Source organism: Cyclobacterium sp. 1_MG-2023 (assembly GCF_030546805.1).
Classification (GTDB): Bacteria; Bacteroidota; Bacteroidia; order Cytophagales; family Cyclobacteriaceae; genus Cyclobacterium.
Genome location: NZ_JAUOPC010000006.1, coordinates 1 through 18,928 on the forward strand (window position 1 = coordinate 1; position 18,928 = coordinate 18,928).

The 18,928-nt window shown below is 40.1% G+C and carries 15 protein-coding genes; 1 reads left to right on the forward strand and 14 read right to left on the reverse strand.

What is annotated here, in order from left to right; all coding sequences use genetic code 11:
- Nucleotides 1–97: 97 nt before the first annotated feature.
- The 7 genes from Q4534_RS10625 to ytxJ form a co-directional block, all read right to left on the reverse strand.
- On the reverse strand, nucleotides 98–658 hold the full coding sequence (locus Q4534_RS10625) for a hypothetical protein (RefSeq protein ID WP_303613155.1): 561 nt from the start codon (nucleotides 656–658) through the stop codon (nucleotides 98–100).
- A 158-nt stretch (nucleotides 659–816) separates the two neighbouring features.
- On the reverse strand, nucleotides 817–1,713 hold the full coding sequence (locus Q4534_RS10630) for a hypothetical protein (RefSeq protein WP_303613156.1): 897 nt from the start codon (nucleotides 1,711–1,713) through the stop codon (nucleotides 817–819).
- Nucleotides 1,714–1,882: 169 nt separating this feature from the next.
- On the reverse strand, nucleotides 1,883–2,224 hold the full coding sequence (locus Q4534_RS10635; RefSeq protein ID WP_303613157.1) for a hypothetical protein: 342 nt from the start codon (nucleotides 2,222–2,224) through the stop codon (nucleotides 1,883–1,885).
- Nucleotides 2,225–3,194: 970 nt separating this feature from the next.
- Entirely contained in the window at nucleotides 3,195–3,719 is a 525-nt protein-coding gene (locus Q4534_RS10640) for a hypothetical protein (RefSeq protein ID WP_303613158.1), read from the reverse strand.
- Between the two features lie 69 nt (nucleotides 3,720–3,788).
- Complete coding sequence (locus Q4534_RS10645; protein ID WP_303613159.1) at nucleotides 3,789–4,859, reverse strand: site-specific integrase; 1,071 nt, start codon at nucleotides 4,857–4,859, stop codon at nucleotides 3,789–3,791.
- A 1,134-nt stretch (nucleotides 4,860–5,993) separates the two neighbouring features.
- Nucleotides 5,994–8,840, reverse strand: a complete 2,847-nt coding sequence (locus Q4534_RS10650; protein ID WP_303613160.1) for an outer membrane beta-barrel protein — start codon at nucleotides 8,838–8,840, stop codon at nucleotides 5,994–5,996.
- Between the two features lie 186 nt (nucleotides 8,841–9,026).
- Complete coding sequence (ytxJ, locus tag Q4534_RS10655) at nucleotides 9,027–9,365, reverse strand: bacillithiol system redox-active protein YtxJ (protein WP_303613161.1); 339 nt, start codon at nucleotides 9,363–9,365, stop codon at nucleotides 9,027–9,029.
- A gap of 159 nt (nucleotides 9,366–9,524) precedes the next feature.
- Between ytxJ and Q4534_RS10660 the strand changes: the two genes are divergently transcribed.
- Nucleotides 9,525–10,919: a DUF4403 family protein gene (locus Q4534_RS10660; protein WP_303613162.1), complete on the forward strand. Its 1,395-nt coding sequence runs from the start codon at nucleotides 9,525–9,527 to the stop codon at nucleotides 10,917–10,919.
- Between the two features lie 8 nt (nucleotides 10,920–10,927).
- Here the strand turns inward: Q4534_RS10660 and Q4534_RS10665 are convergent, their stop codons facing one another.
- The 7 genes from Q4534_RS10665 to pnuC all read right to left on the reverse strand — a co-directional run bounded on the left by Q4534_RS10665 (nucleotide 10,928) and on the right by pnuC (nucleotide 18,903).
- Nucleotides 10,928–11,602, reverse strand: coding sequence for a 3'-5' exonuclease (locus tag Q4534_RS10665; RefSeq protein ID WP_303613163.1), 675 nt, complete (start codon nucleotides 11,600–11,602; stop codon nucleotides 10,928–10,930).
- Between the two features lies 1 nt (nucleotide 11,603).
- Nucleotides 11,604–13,550 (reverse strand): DUF294 nucleotidyltransferase-like domain-containing protein, encoded by a 1,947-nt coding sequence (locus Q4534_RS10670; protein WP_303613164.1) that lies wholly within the window; start codon nucleotides 13,548–13,550, stop codon nucleotides 11,604–11,606.
- A gap of 84 nt (nucleotides 13,551–13,634) precedes the next feature.
- Complete coding sequence (gene acs, locus Q4534_RS10675) at nucleotides 13,635–15,533, reverse strand: acetate--CoA ligase (protein ID WP_303613165.1); 1,899 nt, start codon at nucleotides 15,531–15,533, stop codon at nucleotides 13,635–13,637.
- A gap of 88 nt (nucleotides 15,534–15,621) precedes the next feature.
- Nucleotides 15,622–17,307: a sodium:solute symporter family protein gene (locus Q4534_RS10680; protein ID WP_303613166.1), complete on the reverse strand. Its 1,686-nt coding sequence runs from the start codon at nucleotides 17,305–17,307 to the stop codon at nucleotides 15,622–15,624.
- A 23-nt stretch (nucleotides 17,308–17,330) separates the two neighbouring features.
- A complete protein-coding gene (locus Q4534_RS10685) occupies nucleotides 17,331–17,594 on the reverse strand; it encodes a DUF4212 domain-containing protein (RefSeq protein WP_014019634.1) in 264 nt (87 codons plus the stop codon).
- A gap of 170 nt (nucleotides 17,595–17,764) precedes the next feature.
- Nucleotides 17,765–18,286 carry an ATP-binding protein gene (locus Q4534_RS10690; RefSeq protein WP_303613167.1) on the reverse strand — a complete coding sequence of 174 codons (522 nt, stop codon included), beginning with the start codon at nucleotides 18,284–18,286 and terminating at the stop codon, nucleotides 17,765–17,767.
- Nucleotides 18,286–18,903, reverse strand: coding sequence for a nicotinamide riboside transporter PnuC (gene pnuC, locus Q4534_RS10695; RefSeq protein ID WP_303613168.1), 618 nt, complete (start codon nucleotides 18,901–18,903; stop codon nucleotides 18,286–18,288). The genes Q4534_RS10690 and pnuC overlap by 1 nt, the downstream gene beginning before the upstream one ends.
- Nucleotides 18,904–18,928 lie beyond the last annotated feature (25 nt).

Below are 18,928 nucleotides of genomic sequence, written 5' to 3' on the forward strand. Positions count from 1 at the left end.
TCCTAATTCCCAACATCACTTCGTTCAACACTGCATTCAGACTAGGCTGTTCCAGCCATCAGAATGCTTAGTTATTGCCGCATCGTTTTTTATTTTTTCAAGTTATCATTTTCACTTGTCGAGCCAATGATTCATTATCCGTTACGGTTAAATTATCCAATAGTCCCATAACTTCATTGTCGTCTTCATTGAGAAATCCTGCTGCACTTATAAATATTGACTTATTGTTTGAAAAATTAATTCTTATGTCTTGAGGATAAATGAATTTGTCTGATTTACCCCTCTTTTCTTCATATGTTCTTACTTCTTCCCAAGTCAGATTAAAATTCTCAATTTTTTGTCCAATGAATTTCTCCCATAGGTCATCGTTGGAAACGTCCCATTTTCGCCCTGTCGCAGTTTCATTGATTTCATTAAATCTGATTCCAATTCCAAACTGATAAAATTGACCGTCCCAATAAAATTCAATTTTGTTTTTATCTGTTTGTAAGATTATCGAGAAGTCAATCGTGTCGATTTCTTTGAATTGTGACTTGTAATATGGTATTGGATTCCTTGGTTCGTAATCAATTTCGAGATATTCAACTTTAAGAAGTGTCAGTCCAACTATTTGCTGGATTTTGTTTTCAAAGTCTATATGTTCTTGGCTCAGGTTCATTTTTCAAATGTGCGGCAACGGCCCTGGCTATGGCAAGTGCGGGATTTGAAACCGATTCTTTGTCCGCCAGACCGAATGTTATTTAGTTGTAATATCTTCATTTTTAAGCAGTCAGCCCGCATTTGCTATAGCCGATGTTACCAGCTGCCTTTCTTTCGTCATAGTTCACATAGTAAGGATACTGGAAATTTTTGTTCTCCAAATACTTTCATATGATTGTCAAGGTCACTGAAAATACTTTCAAATCTGTCAAATGACGATTCGTAACCATAACCACCGTCTTTTTTGAAACTCTCTTTTATTTTGAGTTTCCCAACAATTTCAAACTTGTCTTTGAATGATATAATGTCTCTGTGCGTTACCAAGTGATATGGTAGTCCAAATATAAAATTGTCTTGCTTTGCATAATGCCAAATTTCGTCAACGTTTGGTTGATGTAACAAGGTCGTTTTAATGTCATAACCTGAGCCGATTTTACGACCAGCAATAAAACAATTTTTCAAATCATCTATTGTTGGCTTTGTTTTGCCTTTATAAGTTGTTGCCACAAGGTCATAAGTGCATTGTCCACGCTGTTGAGTTACTTTGGCGCAAATTACTGCGTAATAGTTTTTGTCGGAAAGTTGGAAAGCTAATACATCGTCAGGTTGAAAATAGAAGTTCTTTATTAGCTTATATTTTTTTCGTTTTCTGATTTTTTGGTTTGGTTCGGATATTTTCTTTAAAAGCTTGTCAAGTTCTTTTTGTCTTTTCTTGCCTTCATTTTCATCGCATACTTCTGTCCAAACCTTAACCCCAGCTTTTAGGTCAATAACAAGTTTTACTTCATTGAGAATTTCGTCTGTCATTTCTCCGATTTCCCAAAAAGCCAAGGCATAAGATGTTACAAATATTTCGTGGTAAAAGTCGGTGTCTGGTCCATAGTCGTCTTTAACAAATGGAACTTCTTTTCTTATGGTTTCAATGTTTGCCTCACTGTCATACAAGTCTATAATTTGGTCGTATGTATCCCTTGCTAAATCTCCATCAATTATTTTAATTCCGTCTGTTGCCATTATTTGCTGGGTCGTTCTTTTAGGTTGCTGGTAACGGTCTTGCTAAAATTTGTGGGCGATTTAAAACTGCCACCTTATCAAAACCGTTTACGTTTATTGCTTTTGTTACATTATCTAATTAAGCGTCACCGCCCATTAATTTTAACTTTTGTTGTAGCCAGTTATTTTACTATCTCTTTTTTATTTCAATTCGTTCAGTAATAATTAAGTCAATTCCATTTACTTTTATTGTATCCCTCAGCATATCCAATTCGGAATAAGTTGCACCCAACCTGTAAATTTCATTGGGATCATATTTTACAAATAGTGTTTTATTATTTAACCACTTTTCAATTACCAATTCTGGTGGTAAATTAAAATCAAAAAGGTTCTTTTTGTAATCTTTCTCTCTTAAAAGTGATTTGTACAATCTGGTTCCTCTTGCACCTACATCAAGTGTGTAATATACAACTGCAATAGAATTATTCGGAGATAACTGTTTTCTTTCGATTGTAACAGCATTGTTGTCCATGTAATGGGGATTCCAGTCATATCGGCAACTTCTGAAAACTAGTATTACAAAAGTTGTCAAAACTACCACCGAAATAATTAATAGGCGCTGTTTTCTCATTTAGTCTTTCTATAATTGGCTACAACGGCCCTTGTATGGTGCGTTTGCATCCCGCAGGGTGCATATGCACTATACAAATTGTTGTGGCGTCGTTAGTGTGTCCTGCGTTACTCAAGGATACAATATAAGATTAGTTCTTTGAAAAGAGTAACAAAACTGTAGAAGAGATGATAGGCTCTGCGAATAAAAGGAAACGAGCTGAGAAATCTCAGAGGTCTCACGAAATCAGAAGAGTAGAGAATTGGTCTATCGGTCAAGATGATTAGGCATATTGATCAAACCACCTAAAGGTGCTGTATTACATGATATGGTATTGAGCGTTTAGGAAAAGATATGGGATAATTTGCTGTGAAGTATGTTATGATTGTATCAGGTGAGGATAAAGGAGATGAACGAAAGTGAACCCTCTTAGGTCTCGATAATAACGTATGCGATGTCAAAATCGAGGGGCTGACGACCCGAGAGACAGAATTTAGCGGCAACCTAAAAAGTTGGCTAAGTGGCATCCGGGATAATGAGGGCATGAACTTTATCTGGGGTTTTCTACGGAACAGGAGAAGCTATCAGAATGATGTAAAGAGAGACAGGCGAAAACCTTCGGGCAAGCCTAAGAGTATCAATGCATTTTGGTAGTGGCGGATTAACCCGTAGTAGCGCAAAGTATCCAAGAGAGGAGTGGGGAAACTCACTTCAAGCGAAGGGGTTAACGAAGTCAAGGCGAGTTTGCCAACTTGAGAGAGGAAGAGCTAATTATAACTGCCGATACCTGTCAGATGGTATCATGACTCCGAAGAGCCGTATGATGGGAGACTATCACGTACGGTTCTGTGAGAGGTTTAGGGGTGAGATTCCCCTTTACCTACTCGACTTTTTATTTTTCAATCGTTTTTATCAGTTTTTCGTTTTCGTAATGTTCTGCTTTTAAAGTGTCTCCGTTCTTATCAAAGTACACCCAAATTGAGTCACGTTTGAATTCATCTTCTGATTTCTCTGTCCAAGTTTCTGTTTCTAACGTCCAATATTTCTTAGCGGCAATCTGTCCTGGTTTATAAATCCAAGTTTCTGTCTTCAAGGTTTTTCCGTCTTTTGGCCAATAGTCAGTCCCTGATCTTGTAATTTCTGGTTGTGTCAACTCAGAAAATGCGAGTAATGGCAAGGGTGTACAGAATATTAGCAAAACTATAGTCGACAATCTCATTCTTTTTTCAAACCAAGTCTTTCGGTTCTTAAATGTCAAAATGCCAACTGCTAGTAGTGTTAGTCCCCAAAAAACTGGAAAAATGATTGCGTAAATCAATGAAGTTCCACCTGTCAATGTACTTGCATGCCACGCAAAAAAAATATTAACAAGAATAAATCCTGTCGCTATCCATGTCAATTTTTGGTTCCACTTCATTGTCTTTTTCTAATTTGCCACAACAATTGTATATAAACAAGTTTATGGAAGGAGTTACGTATATATCGACTATGTACCCAGCCCCTTTCCTTTGTTTTCACCTGTCAAATTAAGGATTTCGGACAAGGAATCTAAGGGAGAGACCACATTTTTGTTGGAAACGGCTAAAATATGACTGTAAATTTCGGTAGTAGTGGAACTGCTATGCCCCAATAACACCTGAATCATTCTTAAATTAGTGCCTGACTGTAATAAATGAGTAGCAAAACTATGGCGAAGGGTATGAACAGTGGCCCATGGATTAATATTACTTGCTTTTACAGCTTTTCTGAATATGGCTTGTATGCTGGCGGCAGAATATTGTCCCCCTTCCTGCCCCTCAAATAACCAGTAAGAAGGTCTGTATACTTTATAATAGCTCCGGAGTTCATATAGCAATACGGAGGAAAGTACTGTTTTTCGGTCTTTTTTGTTTTTGGCCCCTTTCACAAATAGATAGCCTTCATCTGAATGAACATCACAAATGCGTAATTTTAAGGCTTCGCTGATCCGTAGTCCGGCACTGTAAATGGTTAATAATATGGCGCGGTGTTTTATGTTGGAGGTACTTTTTATTAATAGTGCTACTTCCTCTTTGCTCAATACATTCGGTAAAGTTTTGCTGCGCTTTGGACGTTGGATTTCATAATATTCTCTCGGCTTGCCTAATACATGCTCATAATAGGCCTTTATGGCATTAATAAGGCAGTTTTGGGAAGATTCGGAAAGTTTGTATTTACTTACTTGTAGGTAAACAAACCCTTCAATATCTTCCTTGGATAGCTCCGGCAATTTCCTGGATTCAAAAAATTTGAGGAATTTGGAAAAGGCACTTTTATAATTCTCTACAGTAGATTCACTATAGCCCTTTAGTACTAATTTTTGATGCAACTGATCTAACTTTTCCTGACTTCCTTTATTGAGGACAAAGAAAGGGGATTTGATTGGTTTTTGTCCTATCTCCTTAATTACCAGTTTGTCGCCAAATTGCTTTTGCACCCAATCGATATTTCTCACCGTATTTGGCAAACTCCATAAGCGTTGCTCATAGTGGTAAAAACTTCCATCCATCGATTTAAAAGTTTCCCTTTCCTTCTTCATAAAAAAGGGGATAAAAACTTTAAACCTTCCTGATTTAGGCTGGGGTTTAAATAATGTCAATTGCTGCATACCTTTTTGTTTTCAATCAATGAAAAACTCAGGTAAATAGCCGTATGTTATCCGTTTACAAACGTTTGTAAACGGATAACAATAGAAAGGCATGGATATTTAAGGTAAGATTTACTGCCATTTGGTAACTATCAATTGAAATCTTCAAATTACTGATTTTAAGCCATTTTTGTTTTCCATGCAAAGCCTCAGGAAATCTATCATCAGTTCTTAATAAAAAAATTCCAGCTAAAACCCTGTATAACCCCTCATTTTACCAAAATGCTTTACTTTTAACCTTCTCTCTTGTCAGTTTTTGGTCAAATGCTTTGGTTAAAACTTAAAAAATACTGCCAAAAAGGCGGAAATTTCCGGCTAAAAGGTTCAATGCCCCACTTCAGAACTGGAATTTTGAAGTAAATAACTGCAATGGGTAGGTTCCGAAGTACCCCTCCCCACTTCCGAACCTCGAAAATTTGACCTTATCCAATGACTTTTCCTGAAATTTTGTCCTATTTTCCAGTTTTTACCCTATTTTTTGTCAGTTTTTGGTCGAATTTTTCAGGTTTTAGGTGAAAAATAGGGGTTCTGAACCGGAAAATTCGAGTTAAAAGGTCCAAGCTTGTCAGTTTTAGGTACCCCAGCCCTGTTTTGAGGTGGGTAATTGAGGTTATAAACTCCAATGGGTAGGTTCTGAAGTACCCCTCCCCACTTCCGAAGTACCCCTCTTTGGTTCCTCCGACTTCGACAGGCTCAGCCTCCGGGAGTGGATTCCTACGGCTTCGACAGGCTCAGCCTCTGGTTAGGATTCCACTGGTTCAAGTTTAATGTAGTGTAACTTGGTCCTATAATGCTGAAAGTTTTCAACTTTATTAAATTAATCCTGAATTCAATCCGGGTAGAAATAGTCAATAGCTTTTAACGTCTTCGACTCCTACAGCTTCGACAAGCTCAGCCTCCGGGAGGGGATTTCTACGGCTTCGACAGGCTCTGGTTAACATAAGTAAAAACCGAACAGTATTGAATTGTTCGGTTTTTTTTATCTTATACTAATCATCCCCGAAAGGTAGAACGCATTGGCTTTTCTTACCAGCTTCTGGCACCACCCGGCCTTCTGCCTGGATATCCTCCTGGCCTTCCTCCACGGTCATCAGCAGGAAGGTCTGATTTCTTGAATTTACCAATGATATAGGTAAAAGAAACCATGGCATAACGGGTCATTACATTGGAATACACATCCGAAACAGATACATCAGAGATGGTTCTTGACACACTGTTGTTTTGTTTCAGCAAATCAAAAACATATACCTTAAGCTCTCCCTTATTGTTTTTAAGGAAACGGTAGCCTGCTTCTATGTTCCACAACCAAATCGATTGGTCAAAACCTTCTGCAAGGCCACTGTATAGTACATGGCTCACATTATTGGAGATAAAAGTCTTTCCATCATTGGGAGAATAATAAAACTTCAGATTACTGGTCTGGGTATAATAGTTGTTTTCTAAAGTGCTCTGAAGACTACTGTTTACAATGGAATAACTTCCCCTTGTAGAAAGATTAAAATCAACATCCTTGGAAATATTACTTGCAAAAGTAATCCCTTGACTTATATCTATGTTTTCATTGATATTGGTTTGTCCATTGATGATACCCGGCGTTCTGCTATAACTGACACCCGGGTTGAAGTTTACCTTGGTTTTCAATTTCGGAATGCTGGTTCCATAGTTGATGAAAAGTCGGGTACTCATTTGCCCGCTTAGGTTCACCGGAGTAGTGATTTGCCCACCTCTACTTAATAATACATCATTATTAATTAGGGTATCCTGAGGTGCCACAAAAGTACTTGTTCCAATATAGTCACTGGTAAATGAACCCAATAAAAACATAAAGAATGTTCTATTGGTCTCCATGTCAAACTTAGAAATATTAGCAAAAATACTATTGTTATAACTTTGACCTAAGGATGGATTACCTACAGACAAATTCAGAGGATTGGTGTTGTCAATTACATTTTGCAGCTGATTTACACTCGGCTCATTCGTTCTGGTTCTGTACCTGAAGCGAAAGCGGGTTCCACTTTCGTTTCTATAATTCATGGTCACCGTGGGAAGAATGTTTTTAAAATCCCGGTTGAAAACCCCTTCGGTAGGAAACACACTTACATTGTTTAATTTTGCATACTGATAGTCTACCTCCATATTAAGGTTCAGGCCATTATTGTTATAGCGGTAACCCAAACCTGTTTTTTGAGTAAAAAACTTATTGTCAAATTCATTACTTAATGCCGTATCCAATACCATGATGCCTTGCTCATTGGCCAGCTGAAAGGTTTTTTGGTCTGCAGCACTTTTGTTGTTTCCTACTTGATAGGAAGCAGTGGCCACTGATTTTTCACTTATCGGTTCTGTATAGGTAAAATTGGCCGTATAATTAAATCCATCAGACAATGCACTTGACTGCTGAACAAGTGTATCGAAGGAATTTCTTACATAATCCTTATTGGCAGAAATCAAGTCTGTTAGTTGGTCTCTTTCATTCCAGGCCGTACTCACATCCGTAGAAAAAGTTCTTCCTTTCTTATCAAATTTATACCTATAAGTAAGATTGTTAGATATGGTAAATCCGTTGGTATTTATCCCTGTTTCATTTCTAGTATCACTCAGGCTATCCAGATTCTGGTCCAGGTTCAAACCTCCAAGATTTGTAAAACTACTATTGTCCTGAAAATTGATACTTGGTCGGATGATCAGCGCATTCTTATCGTTGATATCGTATTCCATTCTGGCATTTGCACGGTGGTTGTTATTGGTAATATTGCTGATCTGATTTTCCTGGTAAATCTGACTTACATCTTCCGAAACCACCGTTTGCCTGTTGGTGTTTTCCAAAATGGAGTTCTCCGTAGCATTGTAAAAATAACTACCTGTAAAATTGATCTTTTCCCCCCATTTATCACTGTAGTTTACTCCAAGAGAATTGGTTGTTACAATACCATTGTTTTGGGATACCCCAAAGGTTCCACCACTCTGACCACCTCTTCTTCGGCCTCCTCCACCAGTACTTACTCCCAGCATATCGTCTGAAGAGAAATTTTGTTGGTTGACATTATTGGACATGCCAATAATGGAAATCCTTCGTGCCCCGTTGAAAAAATTAATATTACCTCCTACAGAATACCTGTCATCGGTTCCATAGCCACCGTATACCCTACCAAAATAGCTATTTCGCATGTTTCCTTTGGTGATGATATTGATGGTTTTGGCATAGTTGCCATCATCTAGGCCGGTAAGCCTAGACTGATCAGATTTTTGGTCAAGTACCTCCACGCTGGAGATGGCATCTGCCGGCAAATTCTTTAAGGCAATGGAAGGGTCACTACCGAAAAATTCTCGCCCATCTACCAATATTTTTTGTACATCTTCGCCTTGAGCCTGTACTTTTCCATTCTCTATGGTTACCCCCGGAAGTTTACCTATCAGGTCCTCTGCCATCCCATTTTCTCTGGTTTTAAAAGCACTGGCATTAAAGACGGCAGTATCTCCCCTCATTTCTCCCACCACATTCTCACCTTCAATTGTCACCTCTCCAAGCAATTGGCTATCCTCACCAATGCTTATTTTACCGAGATCCAAGGTCATCCCGCGGCTTAACTCCATGGTTACTTTTTCGAAACCCACATAAGACACCTCCAGTTTAAAGACTGGGAGGCGAGGATGAGCGATAGTAAAACTACCATCTGCACCTGTAGTGGTATTGCTAATCAAAGAGTCCCCTTGGGTTTTTAGCAATACATTGGCCCCAATCATAGGGTCTTGGCTATTTTGGTCTACAACAATCCCTCGAATCAAAGGAGGGCCTTGCCGATTTCTTTGGGCTAATAGTGGCGTAGAAGCCATCAATAGGGCAAAGAAGGTAAGAAATGTAAAAATCCTCATATACGTATCTTTTTAAACATGAGGATTAGACCTTTCCAATTACCAAAGGTTTAATGGAAAGGCTGAAAAAGTATGAAAGGATTTATTACCCAACAGACGGCAAATTTAAGGGATTAATAGCCAGCCAATTAGCACTAGCCTTCCAAGGGTTTAAAACCCTTGGAAGGCTACAAAAAGTTAATATTTCTATTCCGCCAATGAAATCAATTCATTATAATTGATTCCCATATGGCTATTATTATAGACCGCTTTTCCACCCTTTACCACAATTACTTGAGGAGAAGCATGGGTTACACCGAATTCCTCTGCTATGGCATTGGACAACGCCCTGTAAGATAAGAGGTCAAGGTAATAAGGGGTAAACTTTTCATTATTTCCATCTTTCCAGTTTCTTTGCAATCTATTCCAAGCCATACCGCTAATGGAACAACTCGTGGAATGTTTAAATATCACCACCGGTTTTTCATTGCTCTGCTCTTTGATCGCATTCAATTGAGAAGCATCCTCTAATTTTATCCAACTCATAATTTATTTCGACTAATATTGAAAACCAATAACCAAAATAAAAGTGCTTAAAGTTCAAAGGAGGCTCATTTTTTTTGAATTGTCCTATTTTTCTCTTACCTCTGCATTAAAATCTCATTTCTTCACCCCCAATCTTTCCATTTAGACGTTAAAGTCAATATGCCAAGATACTCATTGCTAATAATTGCTCTTCTTATTGCTGCCTTTTCTAGTTGTAGTAGTTTAAAATTAAATGGTCCTGAGGCCCAAGCTCCTCCACCTGCCTTACCAAAAGCAGCCTTATCCATAAACCTTGGCCTTGAAATCCCTTTGTCCTACGTTCAGGGAAAAATAAATGAAAGCCTCACTGAAAAATTATTTAAAGAGGAGGGATTGGAACTGGGGAATGGGCTGTATGCGGATGTGGATCTAAAGAAAAATGGGCGCTTCAGCTTGTCAGCCACAGAAGAGGGCAAAGTATTGGTAGGGCTACCTGTTTTTTTGGACGGCAAGGTAAGGCTGGAAAAGAAAATATTTGGACAAAAGATCTCTTCTGCCATTCCCTTTCAGGAAAACCTCTCTCCACAAGTCAGTTTTATTCCTCAAATCAATAGCGACTATAGCTTTGGCATAGAGGAATTGGATATTTTATCCTGGGGCAAAGCTTTACAATATGATTTTCTGGGTTTCAACATCGATTTCGAACCTCTGGTAAAGAAGAAAATGATAGGGGTAATGGAGGATCAACTGGCCTCCGGATCTTTAAAGTCTTTGGACATCAAACAAATAGCCAATAATTTTTGGGCCACCTTTGGACAACCCAGGTATTTGGACAATGGACTCTCTGCCAGTTATTTGTATACACGGCCTGACAAAATTGCCGTGGAAAACCAATTTACAAATGATCAAAAGCTCTTGCTCAACATTGGGCTGGAAGGAGAGGTTTTAAGGCAAAAAGAAAAACCTCTACCTACACAATTGGCAGCCCTTCCTCCGGTGAGCCAAGAAAATGTGCAAGGAAATGATTTTAACCTAACCTTACCTATCTATATAAGCTTTGATGAAATGGCTGCTTACCTTGAAAAACAACTCAAAGGAAAGCTCATAACTGTAGACAAACAAACCAAATTATTGCCGAAGAAATTTAGCCTTCGCCACTTCGGTGAAAGAACCCTGATCACCATGGAATTCACCGGAAAAAGAAGCGGAAAAAAAGATTTAGATGGCACTTTTTATTTGGCCGGAAAACCGGTTTTTGATCCTCAATCACAAAACGTAGTACTTGAAGCTATAGACTTTAAGCTTTCTACCAAAAACTTTCTGGCAAATACCACCAATTGGCTAAAGCGAAGAAAAATTCTGAAAGCTATTCGGAAAAAAGCGGTGTTTCCGGTGGAAGAACAACTGGCAAAAGCAAAAACGATTTTACTACAAGAAAGTCAATTGGACTTAAGCTTGTTTGCGCTTTCCCTCCAATCTCCTGAAATAGTCATTGAAGGCATCTACCCATCTGAAACAGGTTTAGATATTTATGTCAAAGCCGCTGCTGCCATTGATGCCCGTTGGAATCCCTAAGTTTCGGGTCATGCCATCAGCTCACCAAAGGTTTTTATTCCTTTTTTATCAGCCACTTTCAAAAGTTTTATTAAAAGCTGAGCGGTAAGCAAGGCATCTCCTGCCGCCGTATGCCTGTCATCCAGGGAAATCCCATACCGCTCACAAAGCTTGTCCAAGGAGTAATCCTGAGAGGCTATGGTATGCGGGTTATAATACTTTCCTACCTCCATCCTCACCGCCAAGTCATAGGTATCTAGACCGGGCTGACGGATTTTCTTTAAGCCCAGCTTGTGGCCAACCTTCTCCAGCATGGCAAGATCAAATCCCAAATGATGCCCAACAATAATCCTATTGGCTGCATCAGCTAGAAAGCTCCTTATCAATTTCTCTCTGCTGATATAGGGCCTTTCCTGAACCAAGCCATGTACTTTTACAGCTTCTTTGCTGCGTTTCTTTGGCCGCAAATAAAATTCCTTGGACTCGGAAATTCGTATGCTATTGTTGCTCACAATCACTGCTCCATAGGAAAGCACATAATCTTTCTTTACCTCCAGTCCCGTGGTTTCTGTGTCAAAAACCAGAAACTCCAGTTCTCGGATAGGTTTACCTTTAGGGATTTTTTTAAGTAGGGTCTGTTCGTATGCCTTGATATAGGCAGGCTTTGGTAGGGGGCGAAGGCCAAAAATTGATTTCCATTCCATATCATTTGCCAAAATAATCCAGTTGAAACCTTACCCGTAAAATTTTCTGTATTTCATCAATAGGGAAAAATGCATTTTTAAGCAATTGGCGTTGAAGTTTACCTAAAGAGTTAGGCTGGATAAACCTCCCTGAAGAGGAAGAAGACAATCCTTCCAAAGCCCTGATGCGCATAAATATTTCATAAGCTTTCCCTGCATCCTTAAACAATGCCGCTTGATTGGGTTCAAGTTCGGCAAGTTTTTCATACCGTTTGAAAGTATTGTTGATTCCCACTACCTGATGGTTTAGAATCAATACCCTTGCAGCATCAGCCAGCGGCATCATGGCCCTTAACTTTATGTCAAACTTCTCAGCGTGCTCTCCGGATTTTTCAATAATAAAGTTCCGAAAGAAGCCCAATGGGGGAGGGTTTAATAAGGCATTTTTGGCAAAGAAATTTAGAAAAATCTTTCCTTTGCTAATCTCTTCATACACATGCATTGTCAGCTCTTCCGCAAGGGCCATTTTTCCGGCCACTGCCCGAAAATCAAAGAATATAGAAGCCATCAACAAAGAAGGTTGATCAGATTTCCTTATCCATTGGCTGAAATAATCTTTCCATTGGGACATGGGTTGGCACCATTTGGGATTGTTTGCCATCATCTCTGCAGGGCAGGAATGAAAACCACAGGCAAAAAGTATATCCATCACATCCCTTGCTATCAGGTGCATAAATTCTCTTGTTCTTTCTTCCATGGAAGCCGGAACGTCCTCATAAACGATGGCATTGTCTAAGTCTGTACGAAGCAATTGTTCCCCTCGGCCCTCTGAACCAAGGCCGAGAAAACAAAAGGGCGTATCACAAACTTCTGGGAATTGGGCCGAATGCCTGCTTTTAGCAATGTGAATGGCCCGCTGAATGATGGTATCATTGATTTCCGTAATGATACCGGCAATAAAATCAATGGCCAATTCATTTTCCAAGAAATAGATCAGCATTCCTTCTGCCTGATTCCGTAATTTGGCAATCTCATGCACATCCTCACTGTCTTGCAAGGCTTTGATAAGCACTGCAGGGCTATTGCCCTGTGAAAGAAGCACATCATGATCAGAAATAATTCCGACTATACCGGAATGATCGGTCCCATCCTCGGTAAAAACCAGGTGGTGCAGCCTATTTTTTACCATGTTGAGGTATATCTGTGAAAATTCAAGGTCCTTTTTTGCTGTCACCACCGGATGACTCATGATTTTCTCAACTTGGGTATCATAAGGCAAGCTTTCAGCAATCAGTCGATTTCTGAGATCTTTGTCTGTAATGATGCCTTGTGGGAAATTATCGTCATCAACGATTACGATTGAACCTACCTTGGCTTCACTCATTTTGGCCACAGCCCGGGATACGGTATCTCCAATATGACACTGAATAACAGGCGCTGAATAATTTATAGAAGCCTGACCGGGGAAAAGCAATAGCCCATTCTGCTGCGCACTTTTACCCAAAAGGGAACGCACTTTCTGTGTTTCTGAAAGATCTGAACGGATCACCACTTGACCGGAGGCAAATCCTGAAGCGAAATAAAGACTTACCTGGCTATTTTCTTTGAGTATTTTATCGAATACTGCTACAGGGACAGCAATAATTAGGCTATTCTCATTGGCTTTGGCATTCAGTATATAAGGCCGTTTGCCCAACAGGGCCAGCACCCCAAAGACATCGCCTTCATCACAGAATTCCATGGTTTGCTCCTTACCATCAATAATGTCTGTTAGCTTGATGGCACCTTCTCTGACCACGAAAAAGTAATTTTTTGCAGGCTCTCCTTTTTGAAACAAAAATTCATCTTTTTCAAAATATATAAGGTCTACCTGCTTTGCGACTTGAGTTAGCAGTTCAGAAGACAAGAAGCTGAAAGGGGGGAATTTTTTCAGGAAATCAACAACCCTATTAACGATGACATTGCTCATATGGGAATTGGGTCAAAGGAATAGCAATGTATAGCAGAAAAGTCCTGCCATACATTGCTTATATAATAACGGAAAAATAAGGATTTACTCCTTCCTTCCTGCAATAATCTTATCTACTACGTCAGGATCCAGCAAGGTGGAAGTATCTCCCAAATTATCCATGCTACCTTCTGCAACTTTTCTCAGGATCCTCCGCATGATTTTACCCGAACGTGTTTTAGGAAGCCCCGGAACAATCTGAATTTTATCAGGTTTAGCAATTGGGCCAATGATATTGGTAACCGAAGCCTTAATCTCATTGGTCAAATTTGCTTCTGTCCTATTGGACATGTCACAGATCACATAAGCATAAATGCCTTGGCCTTTAACTTTGTGCGGATAACCTACCACAGCAGATTCCACTACCAAAGGATGCTCATTGATGGCATTTTCTACCTCAGCAGTGCCCATCCTGTGCCCTGACACATTGATCACATCATCCACACGACCGAGGATACGGTAATAGCCGTCATGGTCTCTTTTTACTCCATCACCTGTAAAATACATGCCTTTATAAGCGGAGAAGTAAGTTTGTTTACACCTTTCATGGTCACCATAAGTGGTTCGGATCATTCCCGGCCAAGGGAATTTAATGCAAAGGTTTCCTTCTACAGAATTTCCTTTAAGCTCTTTCCCATCCGGATCCATAATCGCCAGCTGCACGCCCGGAAGTGGAAGGGTAGCAAAAGCAGGTTTGGTTGGTGTAATTCCTGCCAGCGGAGAAACCATTATCCCCCCGGTTTCAGTTTGCCACCAAGTGTCTACGATTGGGCATTTTGTTTTTCCTATATGGGTATGGTACCAATGCCAAGCTTCTTCATTAATAGGTTCTCCTACTGATCCCAAAACTTTAAGGGAATCAAGTTTATAAGGGGCTATCGGCTCAGTACCGTGCACCTGCAAGGCCCTAATGGCAGTAGGTGCGGTATAAAATTGATTGACTTTGTACTTGTCCACAATTTCCCAAAACCTCCCTGGGTTAGGATAGGTTGGCACTCCTTCGAACATAATGGTAGTGGCTCCTGTCAAGAGCGGTCCATACACAATGTATGAATGCCCGGTAATCCAGCCCACATCGGCCGTACACCAGTACACATCTCCTGGGGTATATTGAAATACATTCTCAAATGTAAACTTGGAATAAACCATGTATCCACCACAAGTGTGTACCACACCTTTAGGCTTTCCTGTAGAACCGGACGTATAAAGGATAAACAATTCATCTTCACTGTCCATTTCTTCTGCTACATGGCTGGTACTTTGACCTTCAATGGCTTCATGCCACCAAAAGTCTCTGCCGGCTTTCATGTTTACTTCCTGCCCTGTTCTTTGGAACACTATCATGGTTTCTACCAGATCGGTGCTCTCCAAAGCCTCATCTACAACTGATTTTACGGCAATTTTTTTCTTCCCTCTATAGTTTCCATCTGAGGTAAGCACCACTTTAGCTTTACAGTCTTCAATCCTATCTGCCAAGGCAGAACTGGAGAATCCTGCAAAAACGACGGAGTGAACTGCACCAATACGGGCACAGGCAAGCATGGCGATTGCTGCCTCAGGTACCATGGGCATATAGATAATAACCTTATCCCCTTTACCTACACCTTTTTCAACGAGAACATTAGAAAAACGACAAACTTCCTCATACAATTCCTTGTAGGTAAGGATTCTGTTTGGATCTCCGGGTTCATTAGGCTCCCATATAATCGCAGGCTTATCGCCCATGATAAAAAGGTGCCTTTCTAGGATGTTTTCGGTAATGTTAAGTTTCCCATTTACAAACCACTTTACATCCGGACCATCAAAATTCCAATCCAGGACCTTATCCCATCGTTTTTTCCAATGAAAAGAATCGGCAATTCTGGCCCAGAAATTTTCCGGATCTGCTACACTTTTTTGGTATTCATGGAAATAACCACTCAGGCTATGAATTCTATCGCTCATATCTCGATATTTTAGGTTTTATTAAACTTTAGGTGAATTAAATAATGCAAAGCACTTGACTCCAACAAATCCCTTGCATTGATTTAGGTTAATGGTTATGGGCTTCTCCGGCTCCTCTAGGGATCCTAATTTCTTGAATCATTTCCTGTACATCCTCCGGTGGTGGTGGGGTAAGTTTGGAAACAACATAACAAACAACAAAATTTATTACCATTCCCATGGTGCCAATTCCTTCGGGCGAAATGCCGAACCACCAATTGTCCATGGAATTGGATTCTGGTTGAATAAATTTAAAATAGATAATATAGGCAAGGGTAAAAACCAATCCGGTCACCATGCCCGCTATTGCGCCTTCTTTATTCATTCGGGTAGAAAATATACCCATAATTATTACAGGAAAAAAGGATGCTGCAGCCAATCCAAAAGCAAAGGCCACTACTTCGGCCACAAATCCCGGTGGGTTGATGCCAAAGTAGCCGGCAATTATAACTGCAAAAGCAGCGGAAACCCTTGCGATGATTAACTCGGTTTTTTCGGTCATCTCCGGAACAAATGTCCTAAACAAATCCCTGGAAACTGAGGTGGAAATAACCAATAGCAGACCTGCTGCGGTAGATAAGGCAGCGGCCATCCCTCCGGCAGCAACAAGCCCTACTACCCAGTTGGGCAATACAGCAATCTCCGGAGCTGCCAATACCATGATGTCCTTATCTATATTGAGTTCATTGGTCTCAGGATTTGGCGTATACTGAACGATACCGTCATTGTTTACATCATCAACGGTTATTAGATTGGTTTTTTTCCAATTTTCTACCCATACAGGTAATTCATTTACAGGCTTATCTGCCACTGTATCGATGGCATTGTATATTCCGAAAGCAGCAATGGCTGGGGCTGTGGTATACAAAATGGCAATAAATACCAAAGCATATCCGGCAGATAATCTTGCATCTTTTACCCTCGGCACGGTAAAAAACCGAACAATCACATGTGGTAAGCCGGCCGTACCAACCATCAGTGCCAGGGTAATGGCAAAAATATCTGTCATTGATTTCCTTCCGGATGTATATTCCTCAAAACCCATGTCCAATAACACCCCATCCAACTTATCTAAAAGATAAGTTCCATCTTGAACGGTGCCTCCTAAGCCCAATTGAGGAATTGGATTGCCGGTCAACTGAATAGAAATAAATATGGCAGGTACCATAAAAGCAAAAATCAGCACACAATATTGGGCTACCTGAGTATAGGTAATTCCTTTCATTCCTCCCATCACGGCATAGAAAAACACGATGGTCATTCCTATGAGCACTCCGGTTTCAATATCCACTTCCAGGTACCTTGAGAAAACTATGCCTACGCCACGCATCTGTCCGGCTACATAAGTAAAAGAGATAAAGAGGGCACAAAATACAGCTACCACACGGGCCTTGTTGCTGTAATACCTGTCCCCTACAAAATCCGGGACGGTAAATTTTCCAAACTTCCGGAGATAAGGGGCCAGCAATAGCGCCAAAAGCACATAGCCTCCGGTCCAGCCCATTAGATAAACAGATCCATCATATCCGGAAAAAGCGATAATTCCGGCCATGGAAATAAAGGAAGCGGCTGACATCCAGTCGGCCGCAGTGGCCATACCGTTTGCCAAAGGGGAAACCCCTCCCCCTGCTGTATAAAATTCTTTGGTTGATCCTGCTCTGGTATAGATGGCAATGCCGATATACAGGGCAAAAGACAGACCTACCAGAATGTAGGTCCAAGTTAAAATATCCATAGGTAGGTGATTATTTATAAGGGTTACTTTTCATTGACATCAAATTCCTCATCTAGCTTATTCATCCGATATACGTAAACGAAAATCAATATAACGAAAGAAAATATGGAGCCCTGCTGCGCAAACCAAAAGCCTAATTTATAGCCACCAATCTTGATAGCATTAAGCGGTTCAACAAGCAAAATTCCAAAGCCAAAAGAGACAATAAACCAAACCGCAAGAAGAATCAATAAGGTTCTAATATTGCGCTTCCAGTACTTTTGCATTTGTTGCTTATGGTTATCCATGGGTAAGTATGTTTGAGTTTATTTGGTAAAAACAATCCTGAAATTATTTAAAAATTCCGTAACTATCAGCAAGAATCCGTTAATCTATCAAAAAAAAGACAGTTTCGGTATCTGCAATAGATGATTGGTTAAATTGGAAGAATAAAATAAGCATGAATTTATGAAAATTTCTATTGATCCAAAGACTTTTCGATAAAATCAATGGCTGCCCGCAAGCGTGCTTCCTCTCCTCCGCGAATGGTTTTCCAAGGCAATCCCGAGGTACGCACCTCATTTTCATAAACCTGCATAAAATGCGCACGCATGGCCGGATCAGCATGTTCGCGCTGGGGGTCATCTTTCCATGGAATGTCTATTGATGTGAGCAAATAAAGGGCATATTCTCTGCTATCGATTTGCTTCTTTATCCATTCGTGGGTTTGCCTGAACTTATGCTCGCTCCACACTTTAACCACCCTAAGGTCTGTATCACAAAACAATTTACTTTCAGCCTTTTTTGCAAGATCCTCTTCCAATTTTACCTGCCCCTTCGCTATGGCCAACAAATCGGCATAGGTATAGGGTCGGTCCAAACCATCAATATATTCTCTGGCGTATTCCCTTACCCAAGGTTCATTATAATGGCTTGCCAATTGCCGGCTTAATGTACTTTTCCCTGTAGACTCCGGTCCAATGATTACAATTTTATGCATCAGGCTTCAGCATATTTTTTGGCAGCTTTTATCCAGACTATTAATCCGAACACTGCCAAAACAGTGAAAACTAAATACTGAAAAGAAGTAAGCACCAAACCCTTGTAAAAGTAAAGAGGCACTGAAACCAAATCCGTAATGATCCATGCAATCCAGTTTTCCACTTTCTTTTTGGCCATCAGCCACATTCCCACAAAAGCGGTGGAAGTGGTAAATGAATCCCAATAAGGCACATCGCTGTCTGTAAAATTGATCAACACTAAATACAAGCTCAGATAGGAAATTGCCCATAAGGCCAAAGATTGAAACACTCCTGCTTTACTTAGCCAGGTGATGGGCACAACTGCTTTCCCGGGTTTTGGATTGGACCAAACATACCAACCATAAATGGACATGGAAAAATAATAGGCATTGATGCCCATGTCTGCATACAGTTTTACTTGCAAACAAATCCAGACATAGATCAATGTACTGATGATCCCTGTGGGGAAAACCAATATATTTTCCTTCATCGAATAATATACTGAGCTTAGCCCAAATACAACTGCTATGCCTTCCAGCCAGCTCATGGCTGCTAAGCCATTTTCAATACCTTCTATAATATATTGCCAATCCACGGCCCGAAATTGCGATATATTTTTA